Here is a 12884-nt window from a genome sequence, read left to right as displayed (position 1 = left end):
CATGAAGAATGGGGGAAGGACTGATTGGGCGATCATCCCACACTCCTCAGGTCGGCGGCTCGCGCATGGGCTTCCAGTCCCTCGAGTCGGGCCAGGCGCGCCGCGATCGGGCCCAGGCGTTCGGCGCCGGCCTCGGTGACGGTCTGGACCGACATGGAGGTCATGAAGCTGGCGGTCGTGATGCCGCCCAGGGTCCGCGCCCCGCCGTCGGTCGGCAGGACGTGGCTGGGTCCGGCGGCGTAGTCGCCCAGGGTCTCGGCGGCCCAGCGGCCGACGAAGACGGCCCCGGCGGCGCGGATCGAGGCGACCAGGGTCTCGGCGTCCTCGGCCTGGATGGCCAGGTGTTCGGGGCCGTACAGGTTGGACACCACGCAGGCCTCGGCCATGTCGGCGACCTTGATGGCGCGGGCCTCGGCCAGGGAGACGCGGGCGATGGCGGCGCGGGGCAGGGTCTCCAACTGGTCGGCGACCTCGGTCAGGATGGCGTCGATCGTGGCGTCGCGGTCGGCGACCAGCACCACCTGGGCGTCGCCGTCGTGCTCGGCCTGGCTGAGCAGATCGGCGGCGGCGATCTCGGGGTCGCAGAAGCGGTCGGCGATGACCAGCAGCTCCGACGGCCCCGCCGGCATGTCGGCCGAGGGCCCGCCCGGCAGGGCGGCGGCATAGCGTTTGGCCTCGGCGACATAGGCGTTGCCGGGACCGAACAGCTTGTCGCAGGCCGGGATCTCGCCGTCGTCCAGGGTCACCCCAAAGGTCATGGCGGCGATGGCCTGGGCTCCACCCAGCAGCCACAGGGCGTCCAGCCCGGCCTCGGCCGCAGCCAGGATCATGGCCGGGTGGGCCGAGCCGTCCTTCGAGGGCGGCGTCACGGCGACGCGGGTGGTCACCCCTGCCACGCCCGCCGGAATGGCCAGCATCAGCAGGGAGGAGAACAGCGGCGCGGTGCCGCCCGGGACATAGAGGCCCGCCGCCCTGATGGGCCGCCAGACGATCCTGGAGGTCACGCCCGGCGTGGTCTCGACCAGGGCCGAGTCCTCCGGCCGGGTGGCCTGGTGAAAGACGCGCACGTTCTCGGCCGCGACCCTCAGGGCGCGGGTGTCGGCGGGTGGCAGGGCGTCGCGGGCGGCGGCCACCGCTTCGTCGGTAATGGCGATGCGGCGGGGCGGGGCCCCGTCCAGCCGGATCGCCCATTCGGTCACGGCGGCCCCGCCGCGCGCCTCGACGTCGTCGAAGATGGTGCGCACGACGTCGCCGACACTGGCCTGGGACCGGCGCGCCGGCCGGGCCAGGGCCTCGCGGCGTCCGGCGGCGTCCAGCGACGCCCAGTCGATGCGTCTGAACAGCGGTTCGGTCATCACATCATCTTCTCGATCGGCAGGACCAGGATGGCCGAGGCCCCGGCGGCCTTCAGCTTCTCCAGCGTCTCCCAAAACACGGCCTCCTGACAGACGGCGTGCACCGCGACCGCGTCGTCGCGGCCGAGTAGCGGCATGACCGTCGGGGCGCCCGCGCCGGGCAGGATGGCGGTGATCTGGTCCAGCGCCGAGCGCGGCGCGTTCAGCATCACGTATTTGGCCCCCTGCGAGCTGACCACGCCGCTCATCCGCTCGATGATCGACTCCAGCAGGTGCTGCAGGCCGGGCTCGGGGGCGACCGGCGACTGGATCAGGACGGCCTGGCTTTCGAACACGGTCTCCTTGGCGATCAGGCCGTTGGCCTCCAGCGTCGCGCCGGTCGAGACCAGGTCGCAGATGGCCGAGGCCAGTTTCAGCCGGGGCGCGACCTCGACCGCCCCGCGCATGACGACGATGTCGGCCGCGATGCCCTGTTGGTCCAGATAGCGACGCAGGATCTTGGGATAGGAGGTGGCGATGCGAAGGCCCTCCAGGGAGGCCGGTCCGGCGTAGTCCAGCATCGGCGGGCAGGCGAGCTTCAGCGTGCATTTGCCGAAGCCCAGCGGCATGACGATGGAAGCATTCGCCCCGCCGTTCTTGCCCTCTTCCAGCACGTTCTCGCCGACGATGCCCAGATCGCAGACCCCGTCCGCCACGAAGGTGGGGATGTCGTCGTCGCGCACCCGCAGCAGGTCGATCGGATAGTTCTCGACCTTGTAGAGCAGGTCGTTGGCGCCCTTGACGACGCGCAGGCCCGCATCGCGGACGAGGTCGAGGCTGCGGTCGGCCAGACGGCCGGATTTCTGCACGGCGATGCGAAGTCGCCCCTGTACGGTACTCATGGGGTGGGCTCAGGCTTTCTGGGGGGTTCGGTCCAGCACCAGGCGATAGCCCTGATGCGGCATTTCCTTGAGGAACCGCGCGACGCGCACGACGGTGGTCGGGCTGGCGCCCGCCTCCTGCGCGATCTCGCGATAGGATTTGGATTTCTGGTCCAGCAGACGGGCGACGGCCCAGCGCTCGGCGAAGGCGCGGACCTCGGCCGGGGTGCACAGGTCGGCCAGGAAGGCGTCCATCTCGGACCGCGTCTTCAGAGACAGCAGGGCGTCGTACAGCGCGACCCGGTCGTCGGTCTGGCGTTCGGCGGGCGGGGGAGCCACGATCTCTGCAGGGACTTCGGTCATCGGTGGCGTTCCACTATGCTGTAACAGTGGAACGGTCAAGGGCCGACCCGGTTCTTGTGCGCACCGCAACAAAACTGTTGCGCATCAGCGCGCCGCCGGTCCACGCTGGGGCTTCACCTTCAGGCGCGGGAGCGACCGTCACGTTCGACGAGATGTCAGGCCACGCCGGATCGGATCAGGTCCGTCACAGCTATCGGACCCTGGCCCGGTGGCTGGAGGCGGCTCCGGCCGACCTGCTGCAGGCCCGCTCGCGCCAGGCCGAGCTGTTCTTCCGCCGCATGGGCGTGACCTTCGCCGTCTATGGCGATGTGGAATCCAACGAGCGGCTGATCCCCTTCGACGTGGTGCCCCGCATCATCGGCGCGGCCGAGTGGGACCAGGTCGAGCGCGGGCTGAAGCAGCGCGTCTCGGCCATCAACGCCTTCCTGAAAGACATCTACGGGGCCCAGGAATGCATCAAGGCCGGCATCGTCCCGGCCGAACTGATCTTCACCAACCCCCACTACCGACCCGAGATGCAGGGCCGACGGCCGCCGGGCGACATCTGGACCCATATCTGCGGCGTCGACCTGGTGCGCACGGGCGAGGACGGGTTCGTGGTGCTGGAGGACAACTGCCGCACTCCCTCGGGCGTCTCCTACATGCTGGAGAACCGCGAGATGATGATGCGGCTGTTCCCCGACCTGTTCGCCGAACACCGCATCCGGCCGGTCGAGACCTATACGGACATGCTGCTGGCCAGCCTTCGCGCCAGCGCGCCGGACTCGGCCGGGGCCGATCCGAACATCGTCGTCCTGACGCCCGGGCCGTTCAACTCGGCCTATTACGAGCACAGCTTCCTGGCCGACAAGCTGGGGGTCGAGCTGGTCGAGGGCGGGGATCTGTTCGTCAACGACGACATCGTCTTCATGCGCACGACCGAGGGGCCGCGCCGGGTCGACGTCATCTATCGCCGCATCGACGACGAGTTCATCGATCCCCTGACCTTCCGGCCGGACAGCGCCGTGGGCATTCCCGGGCTGATGTCGGCCTATATGGCCGGCAACGTCACCCTGTCGAACGCCATCGGTACGGGCGTGGCCGACGACAAGGCGGTCTATACCTACATGCCGGAGATCATCCGGTTCTTCAGCGGCGGCGATCCGATCCTGGGAAATGTCCCGACCTGGCGCTGCCGCGAACCGGAGGCGCTGAAGGAGGTGCTGGCGAAGCTGCCCGAGCTGGTGGTCAAGGAGGTCGGCGGGTCGGGCGGCTACGGCATGCTGGTCGGTCCGGCCTCGTCCACGGCCGAGATCGAGGCCTTCCGCGCCAAGCTGATCGCCGATCCCGACGACTTCATCGCCCAGCCGACCCTGGCCCTGTCGACCGCCCCGACGCTGTGCCCGGACGGCGGGCTGTCGCCGCGCCACGTCGACCTGCGGCCCTTCGTGCTGAGCAGCCCGGCCGGGGTGCGGGTCGCGCCGGGCGGCCTGACCCGGGTGGCGCTGAAGGCCGGATCGCTGGTGGTCAACTCCAGCCAGGGCGGCGGAACCAAGGACACCTGGGTGCTGGATGATTGAGCTGCACGCAATAGTAGAGCGGCGATCCAGCCCTTCCCCCGCCCTTCGCGGGGGAAAGCGGTCCGTTTCCGAGCGCAGCGAGGACAGGACCGATGGGGGAATTCTAGCCTTCATCGAAGCGAGCAACCCTGCCCCCATCGGCGACGCGATCGCTGTGCGATCGACGCGCCGCTTTCCCCCGCAAAGGGCGGGGGAAGGATTCTAGATGCTCTCCCGCACCGCAGAGAGCCTGTACTGGACCGGCCGCTATATGGAGCGGGCGGACTTTCTCGCCCGGATTCTGGAGGCGGCCGTGCGGCTGGCCGCGCTTCCGGCGCGCGACGGGGCCGCCGCCACGGCCTGGGCCAGCGCCATCGCCTCGGCCGGGGTGTCGCGCCAGTTCGCCGCCAGCGGCCGGACGCCGTCCGAGAAGACGGTGCGCGAGTTCCTGGCCTTCGCTCCGGACAACCCGTCGTCGATCCGCGCCTGTATCACCGCTGCGCGCACCAACGCCCGGTCGGTCCGCACGGCCCTGACCATCGAGCTGTGGGAGGCCATCAACGGGGCCTGGAACGGGCTGAACGAACTGGGCGAACCGTCCAAGCGCGACGACTTCGTGCGCTATCTGGAATGGGTCAAGGGCGTGTCCCTGGCGTTCGAGGGGGCGTCCTCGCGGACCATGCTGAGGAACGACGCCTACTGGTTCCTGCGGCTGGGCGGGGCGATCGAGCGGGCCGACAACACCGCCCGCCTGCTGGACGTCAAATACCACCTGCTGCTGCCCGCCGGCGAACGGGTCGGCGGCCAGCTGGACTATTTCCAGTGGACCACCCTGTTGCGCGAGGTCTCGGCCCTGACCGCCTATCGCTGGGTGTATCGCGAGAGCGTGCGGCCGTGGCTGGTGGCCGACCTGATGGTGCTGAACCGCCAGATGCCGCGCTCCCTGGCCAGCTGCCAGGGGATGATCGTCAGCTATCTGGATCGGCTGGCCACGGACTATGGCCGGCGCGGTCCGGCCCAGCGCATCGCCTCGGCGCGGCTGACGCGGTTCAACGAGACCAATATCGAACAGATCTTCCAGTCGGGCCTGCACGAATACATCCTGGCCTTCCTGAGCGAGAACAACGCCCTGGCCGCCGCCGTCCACGATCAGTACCTGGTGTAGGTGGCATGGCCCCGAAAAGTGTCAGCGGTTTTCGGTCGAGGCCATGCCTTTCTAGTGAAGGGCCTGATTCACGGCATCTGCCGGATCGCGAAGCGATCCGTCCTCAACCGATCAGGCCCTGACGATGCGCATCCGGATCGACCACGAAACCCGCTACGCCTACGACCGCGCCGCCCGGTTCATCGTCCAGGTGCTGCGCCTGACGCCGCGCTCGACCGAGAGCCAGCAGGTCCGCGACTGGCGCATCGAGACCGACGTCGACGCCCATCTGCGTCGCAGCGAGGACGCCTTCGGCAACATCATCCACACCCTCTATACCGAGCGGCCGACCAGCGGGCTGATGGTGCGGGTGACGGGCGAGGTGGCGACGGTCGACAGCGGCGGGGTGCTGCGCGGCACGCCGGAGCGTCTGTCGCCCCTGGTCTTCCTGCGCGACACGCCCCTGACCCACGCCGACGGGGCGCTGCGGGCCCTGGCGGACGAAGTGGGGGAGGACGGCGATCCCCTGAGCCGGCTGCACCGGCTGATGGGGCTGATCCACGGGCGGGTCGCCTTCATGGTCGGATCGACCACGGCCGACCACACCGCCGCCGACGCCTATGCCCAGAAACAGGGCGTATGCCAGGACCACGCCCAGATCTTCATCTCGGCGGCGCGGCGCATGGGTCTCCCGGCCCGCTATGTCTCGGGCCACCTGCACCGGTCGGACGGGGTCGAGAACCAGGACGCCGCCCACGCCTGGGCCGAGGCCTATGTCGAGGATCTGGGCTGGGTCGGGTTCGACGCGGCCAACGGCATCTGTCCGACCGAACACTATGTCCGCGTCGCCTGCGGTCTTGATGCCCTGGGAGCCTCGCCGATCCGCGGCACCAGCTATGGCGGGGGGCGCGAGACCATGACGGTCGCCCTGCGTGTGCGTCAGATGCAACAGGGCCAGCAGCAACAGCAGTCGCAGGGCTGGTCGTGACCTATTCAGGGATCGTTCTGTTCATCGAATCTGTTAGCGTCCCTGTTCCTGATAAGTGGCGGTCCGCGTGCGGGCCGAGTCTTCTGACATGACTTACTGCGTCGGCATGATGGTGAACGAGGGGCTGGCGATGATCGCCGACACCCGCACGAACGCCGGTGTCGACAACATCTCGTCCTACAAGAAGCTGCATGTGACCGAGGTGCCGGGCGAGCGGGTCATCGCCATCGCCACCGCTGGCAATCTCTCGGTGACCCAGATGGCTCTGTCGCAGGTGTCCAAGGGCATCCAGATGCCCGGCAGCGACGAGCTCGAGACGCTCGAGACGGTGCCCAGCCTGTTCCGGGCGGCCCAGATCTGCGGTCACGCCCTCCAGCAGGTCCGCGCCGAGTTCGCCCCGTCGCCGACCCTGACGCCCGAAGCCGATTCCTTGCGCCTGAACGCCAGCATGCTGCTGGGCGGCCAGGTCAAGGGCGGGCAGCTGCGGCTGTACCTGATCTATTCGCTCGGCAATTTCATCGAGTGCGGGCCCGACACCCCCTATCTGCAGATCGGCGAGCTGAAATACGGGAAGCCGATCCTGGACCGGGCCCTGCGGCCCGACACCCCGATGTCCGAGGCGGTCAAGCTGGGGCTGATCAGCTTCGACTCGACCATCCGCTCGAACATCGCGGTGGGGCCCCCGTTCGACATGATCGTCATCCCGCGCGACGGCCTGCGCGGCGACCAGCGCCGGATCGAGGCGGACGATCCCTATTTCCGCGACTTGGGCCGTCGCTGGTCCGAGGCCCTGGCCAACGCCCACCGCGCCATGCCCGACCCACCCTGGCTGGCCGAAGCCCCGCCGGCCCGGCCCAGCATTTCGGTGGTGGGGTAGAAGGCTCACCCTCTCCCATAGGGAGAGGGCTTGAGGCTCGCAGAGCGCAGCGATGCGCCAAGCCGAAAGGGTGAGGGGTTATGCCCTCACCGGTTCGCACCGTAACCCCTCACCCTTTCGCGCAAGTCTGATCGCTACGCTCTCAGGCGCTCAAGCCCTCTCCCTCTGGGAGAGGGAGGCTGAACTGATAATGCGATCAATTCGCAATAGGCTTTGCCATACGATCTCGGTCTGATATTGCGAGCCAATCGCAAGCTATCAACACCGGATCGCCACAATGTCTCCGACTTCCGCCGCTGCCCTTCGCGCCCTCCTCTCGGCCTCGACCGCCGCCGGGATGCTGTGCGCCACGCCGGCCTTGGCGGGAGATCCGGACACGATCGACCAAGAGACGGTCCAGACGCGTCTGTCGCCGGTGGACGTGAACGGCCAGCGGGCCCAGCCGGAGCCGCGATCGCCGGAGTTCGTCGCCGCCCTGCTCGACACCCCCCGCGCGGTGACCGTCATTCCCCAGCGCATCATCGAACAGACCGGCGCGACCTCGCTTCAGGACATCCTGCGCACCTCGCCGGGCATTACCTTCGGGGCGGGGGAGGGCGGCCAGCCCCTGGCCGACCGGCCCTTCATCCGCGGCCAGTCGTCGGGCAACAACATCTTCGTCGACGGCATCCGCGACACCGGCGGGCAGCAGCGCGAGGTCTTCAACCTGGAGCAGGTGGAGGTCGTCAAGGGGCCGGACTCGGTCTATTCGGGCCGTGGCTCGGGCGGCGGCAGCATCAACCTGTCGTCCAAGACGGCCGGCCTGACCGACTTCACGGCGGTCTCAGCCGGGGTCGGCACCGACGGCTATCTGCGCGGCACGGTGGATCAGAACTGGAGCCTGGGCGAGACGGCCGCCGTCCGCGTCAACCTGCTGGGCGCCCAGGGCGACGTGGCCCGGCGCGATGCGGTCGACTACGACAAATGGGGTGTGGCCCTGTCGCTGGCCGCGGGCCTCGGCACCGACACGACGGGGGAGTTCAGCTACTACCACCTGACCAGCGACCAGATGCCCGACTACGGCATCCCGCTCTACACCAAACGGGGTGGGGCGACGGCCCCGCGCCCGAACGAGAGCGGCGTCCTCGACGTACCGTTCGACCGCTTCTACGGGCTGACCGCGCGCGACTACCTGACCAATACGGTCGACAGCTTCACCTTCGCCTTCGAGCACCGCTTCAGCGACAGCCTGTCGATCCGCAACGTCAGCCGCTATGCCGAGACCCTGAACGACTACATCGTCACCAACCCCGGCGACGGCGGCAACGCCCAGCTGATCGGCGGCGAATGGTGGATGAAGCGCGGCACCAAGAGCCGCTGGAACCCCGCCATCACCCTGGCCAATGTCACGGACCTGTCCGGGTCGTTCACCACGGGCGCGGCCAAGCACAGCTTCAACCTGGGGGCCGAGTTCACGCGCGAGACCAACCGCAACGCCAGCTATTCCGCGTTCGGCACGACCACCTCGGCCTGTCCGACGGGCTTCACCATCGCCGCGTCGACCCTGACCTCGGTCGGGGCCGGCGACTGCACCCGGCTGTACGATCCGAACCCCAGCGATCCGTGGAGCGGCGTCGTCAACCGCGGCCCGACCTCGACCACCTTCACCGAGACGGCGGCGGTCTCCGCCTTCGACAGCATCGCCTTGAGCGAGCGGCTGATCGTCAACCTGGGCATCCGCTGGGACCGGTACAGCGCGCGGGCGACCAATGCCTCGGCCACCCAGGCCCAGGGGGTCTGGACCGTCACCGGCGTGACGGCGGTGCCGGAGCGGGACTGGGAGTTCGTCAACTACCAGGCCGGCCTGGTGTTCAAGCCGACGGCGGACACCAGCCTGTACGCCTCCTGGTCGACCGGCTCGACCCCGCCGACCATCTCGGGTGGCGACCAGAACGGGGCGGGCGGGACCGGCAGCGGCAATCTGCTGAACACCGTGCTCGATCCCGAGGACACCGAGAACTATGAGGTTGGGGCCAAGGCCACCCTGTTCGACGACCGGCTGGCGCTCAGCGCCGCCGCCTTCCACCTGACCCGCAAGAACGCCGCCCTGCTGGTCGATGTCGACACCTATCGCCAGGTCGGCGAGGTCCGGGTCCAGGGCGTGGAACTGGGCATCTCGGGCAATCTGACCCGCGACTGGCAGGTGTTCGGGGGCTACGCGTGGATGGACTCCGAACTGGTCAAGGGCGCGGTGACGATCGTCAACGGTGTTCCGGTGCCCAACGCGCTGGAGGGCGAGCGCCTGGCCAATGTGCCCGAACATAGCGCCAGCCTGTTCACCACCTACCAGCTGACGCGCCCGCTCAGCGTCGGTGGCGGCGTCTACTATGTGTCGGACAGCGACGGCGGCAACCAGGGCGGGGCCGGCGGCGGGGCCAACCGCATCTTCGCCCCGGCCTATACGCGCGTCGACCTGTTCGCCGCCTATGACATCAGCGATCGCACCTCGCTGCAGCTGAACGTGCAGAATGCGGCGGACGAGGACTATATCCTCCGCACCAACGGGGTGCACCATGCCGACCCGGCCCCGGGCCGGTCGGCCACCCTGGCCCTGAACGTGAGGTTCTAGAGGAAGCCCTTCCCCTGGAGGGGGAAGGGTTGGGATGGGGTGGAGGCACCCCTCATCCCGGGGCCCACGTTGACCCGGTACTGTTTTTCTTCCCGGCACCGGGTGTCCAAGCCTCACCCTTGAGGTCTAGCCTCCACCCCATCCCCGGCCCTTCCCCCTCCAGGGGAAGGGAGCAGAAGGAACCCGGCCATTCTTCTTCACATCCCCGAAGTCTTCAGCAAGGACGAGGTCGCCCGGCTGCGCGCGATCCTCGACGCCGGCGACTGGTCCGACGGCAACGCCACCTCGGGCCATCAGTCGGCCCGGGCCAAGGACAATGCCCAGCTGCCGCAGGGCTCCGACGCGGCCCGCGAGGTCGGGGCGATCGTCGAACAGGCCCTAGCGGCGAATGCCATGTTCGTCTCCGCCGCCCTGCCGCACACGGTGTTTCCGCCGCTGTTCAACCGCTACGAAGGCGGCCAGGCCTTCGGGGCCCATGTCGACAACGCCATCCGGGTGCATCCCTCGGGCCTGCGCCTCCGCTCGGACCTGTCGGCGACGCTGTTCCTGTCCGAGCCCGACGCCTACGACGGTGGAGAGCTGGTGATCGAGGACCACTACGGCCCGCAGAGCGTCAAACTGCCCGCCGGCGACCTAGTCCTGTATCCGTCCAAGAGCCTGCATCGCGTGACGCCGGTGACGCGCGGGGCGCGGGTGTCGAGCTTCTTCTGGATCCAGAGCCTGGTGAAGGACGACGCCGCGCGCGAGACGCTGTTCCAGCTGGACGTGGCGACGCAGAGGGTGGCGCTCGGCAGCGGGCCATCGAACCAGGCGGTGCTGGAGCTGACCGGCGTCTATCACAACCTGCTGCGGCGGTGGTCCGAGGTCTAGACCCTTAGTCCTTCCCCCGCTTGCGGGGGAAAGCCGTCCGTCTTCGAGCGCAGCTCGAACAGGACGGATGGGGGAACTTGTTCTTCCTGCTGGCTAAACAAGGCTTCCCCCAACGGTCCTGGCTTCGCTGCGCTCAGCGCCGGACCGCTTTCCCCCATGAAGAATGGGGGAAGGGCTGACGGGCGTTACCAGCTCAGCGTCAGCCCGGCGCGGAGGGTGCGCGGGGGGCCGTAGCCCTCGATGCCGTCGCCGGTCTCGGACACCGCGACCTCGGCGTCGAAGACGTTGTCGGCGGCGGCGTACAGGATCACCCCGGTCTTCACCTCGAACTCGGCCCGGGCGTCGGCGGTGATGGCCGCGTCCAGTGTCCGGCTGTTCAGGTCGTCCTCGAACCGGGCGCTCTCATACCGCACCCGCCCGATCAGGGTCAGCCGGTCGGTGGCGCGCCAGTCGGCCCCGGCGGTGGCGCTCCACTCCGGGGCTTGGGCGGGGCGCAGGCCGGTCAGCTGGGCCGCCGCGCCGCCGCCGTCGACCTCGGCGTCGGTCCAGGACAGGGCCCCGTCCAGCGACACCAGATCGCCCAGCCGGTGCCCGGCCGTCAGCTCGACGCCCACCGCATGGATCGTGCCCGCGTTCTGGCGCTGGCGCAGCACGCCGCCGGCCGGGACGAAACCCGCGCGGGGGAAGGTGCCGGGCCCGGCCCCGATCGTGACGTTGACGATGGCGTCCTCGATCCGGTTCCAGAACACCGTGGCCCCCAGGCTCGTCGCGTCGCGATCCCAGGACAGGCCGGTCTCGATCCCCTGCAGGGTCTCGGGCACCAGGCCGGCATTGGCCTCGGTCAGGTCGTTGCCGACCCGGAACGGGCGGTGCAGCTCGTTCAGGGTGGCGGGGCGGAAGCCGGAATAGGCGGCGGCCCGGGCGGCGACGCCGGAGCCGAGCTCGCGGCGGATGGCCAGGCGGGCACTCAGCACCTCGCCCGACTGGTCGGGGTCGGTCTCGTCCAGGGTGGCGGCCCCGGTCTGGCGGTCGCGCTCCAGGCGGCGGCCATTGCTGTTGCCGTATTCGTCGATCCGCAGGCCCCCGGCGATCAGCCAGGGACCGGTGCTCCAGGCTCCCTCGCCATACAGGCCGATGACCGAAGTCTCGCCGCCCGCGACGCGGGTGCGGGTGAAGGCGCCGACGCCGGCGACCGGCATGAAGCGGAACAGCTCCCGGGTCTCGCCCTCGGCGAAGCGGGCGTCGGCGCCCAGTTCCCATTCCAGCAGGCCGCCCGCCAGGGGGACCGCCGTGCGCCGGAGGGCGAAATTGGCGCCCCAGCCCTCGGACGGGGTGGCGAACTGGTCGTTGGCGGGCGTGGTGGTGGCCCGGCCCGCCGCCACGGCGACCGAGGTGTTGGCGAAATCGCTTTCGCGCCGCCAGACCTGGGCCCGCCAGCCCAGCCGATCGGCCGAGGGGGTGCGCGACAGGGTGGCGGCATAGCTCTGGCCGGTCGCCGACGACCGCGCCCCCAGCAGGCCCGAGCCGCGATCCTCGTCATAGGCCGAGGCGCGCAGGGTCAGGGCGGTGGCGTCGCTCAGCGCCACGTCGGCCCGGATCGCGCCCGACAGGGTGGCCAGGTCCAGCGGCCGGTCGACCGCCCCGGCGCCCGCGCCCCGGACCGGGGTGTAGCCGTCCGACAGCTCGCGCTGGACCGTGCCGGTCAGGGCCAGTCGCCCGGTCGACAGGGTGGTCGCCGCCGCCAGCCTCCGGCCGCCGTATTCGCCGCCGGACAGGTCCAGTCGCCCGCCGACCGCCTCGCGCTCGCGCAGGGCGATGACCCCGGTCAGGGCCCCCGCGCCATAGGGGCCGGCGCCCGCCCCCCGAATGATGTCGAGGCCCGACAGGCTCTCGGTCGGCAGCTGGGACCAGATCACCCAGCCGCCGAAGGGATCGTTCTGCGGCACCCCGTCCAGGGTCACCAGGGTCCGCCCGGCCCCCGACGGGGCGATGGAGCGCAGCGAGATGCCCTGGGTCGTCGGATTGGCGGCCAGGCTGGAGGTGCGGCGGAACAGGCTGACGGCCGGCACGGTGGCCAGGGCCTCGTCCAGCCGGGTCGCGCGGTCCAGCCGCTCGCGCCCCAGGCGGATCACGGAAAAGGCGGCCTCGCCCGCGGCGGGCGGCAGGCGCGCGGCCGTGACGACCACGTCGGGCAGGGGGGCGGGGATATCTTGCATCATGGGGCGCGTTTGACCTGGAGCGCGGACCTCCAGGTCCGCTCTTGCGGTGTCGATAAGCGATG

The 12884-nt window shown here is 69.8% G+C and carries 10 protein-coding genes; 6 read left to right on the top strand and 4 right to left on the bottom strand.

Features of this window, described 5'->3' with window-relative positions:
- Positions 1-32: 32 nt before the first annotated feature.
- Genes hisD through BZG35_RS14630 form a run of 3 tightly spaced genes read right to left on the bottom strand, consistent with a single transcriptional unit; the run spans position 33 to position 2578 of the window.
- The gene (hisD, locus tag BZG35_RS14640; RefSeq protein WP_077356674.1) at positions 33-1355 is read right to left on the bottom strand and encodes a histidinol dehydrogenase; all 1323 of its coding nucleotides are present in this window, start codon (positions 1353-1355) and stop codon (positions 33-35) included.
- Positions 1355-2236: an ATP phosphoribosyltransferase gene (gene hisG, locus BZG35_RS14635; RefSeq protein WP_077356672.1), complete on the bottom strand. Its 882-nt coding sequence runs from the start codon at positions 2234-2236 to the stop codon at positions 1355-1357. Before hisG ends, hisD begins: the two co-directional genes overlap by 1 nt.
- Positions 2237-2245: 9 nt before the next feature.
- Complete coding sequence (locus BZG35_RS14630) at positions 2246-2578, bottom strand: YerC/YecD family TrpR-related protein (protein WP_077356669.1); 333 nt, start codon at positions 2576-2578, stop codon at positions 2246-2248.
- A 152-nt stretch (positions 2579-2730) separates the two neighbouring features.
- Here BZG35_RS14630 and BZG35_RS14625 point away from each other — a divergent pair, with 152 nt between their 5' ends.
- From BZG35_RS14625 to BZG35_RS14600, 6 genes are all read left to right on the top strand, one after another.
- Complete coding sequence (locus BZG35_RS14625) at positions 2731-4137, top strand: circularly permuted type 2 ATP-grasp protein (RefSeq protein WP_077356667.1); 1407 nt, start codon at positions 2731-2733, stop codon at positions 4135-4137.
- 205 nt (positions 4138-4342) lie between these two features.
- On the top strand, positions 4343-5281 hold the full coding sequence (locus tag BZG35_RS14620; RefSeq protein ID WP_077356665.1) for an alpha-E domain-containing protein: 939 nt from the start codon (positions 4343-4345) through the stop codon (positions 5279-5281).
- A gap of 124 nt (positions 5282-5405) precedes the next feature.
- Positions 5406-6248, top strand: a complete 843-nt coding sequence (locus BZG35_RS14615) for a transglutaminase family protein (protein ID WP_077356663.1) — start codon at positions 5406-5408, stop codon at positions 6246-6248.
- An 88-nt stretch (positions 6249-6336) separates the two neighbouring features.
- Positions 6337-7125 carry a peptidase gene (locus tag BZG35_RS14610; RefSeq protein ID WP_077356661.1) on the top strand — a complete coding sequence of 263 codons (789 nt, stop codon included), beginning with the start codon at positions 6337-6339 and terminating at the stop codon, positions 7123-7125.
- Positions 7126-7402: 277 nt separating this feature from the next.
- Positions 7403-9733, top strand: a complete 2331-nt coding sequence (locus tag BZG35_RS14605) for a TonB-dependent siderophore receptor (RefSeq protein ID WP_077356659.1) — start codon at positions 7403-7405, stop codon at positions 9731-9733.
- Positions 9734-9922: 189 nt separating this feature from the next.
- Positions 9923-10603, top strand: coding sequence for a Fe2+-dependent dioxygenase (locus BZG35_RS14600; protein WP_077356656.1), 681 nt, complete (start codon positions 9923-9925; stop codon positions 10601-10603).
- 185 nt (positions 10604-10788) lie between these two features.
- Here the strand turns inward: BZG35_RS14600 and BZG35_RS14595 are convergent, their stop codons facing one another.
- Entirely contained in the window at positions 10789-12822 is a 2034-nt protein-coding gene (locus tag BZG35_RS14595; protein WP_077356654.1) for a TonB-dependent receptor, read from the bottom strand.
- Positions 12823-12884 lie beyond the last annotated feature (62 nt).

The sequence above is a fragment of the Brevundimonas sp. LM2 genome, from assembly GCF_002002865.1.
Classification (GTDB): domain Bacteria; phylum Pseudomonadota; class Alphaproteobacteria; order Caulobacterales; family Caulobacteraceae; genus Brevundimonas.
This window is presented reverse-complemented; position numbering and strand designations above follow the sequence as displayed.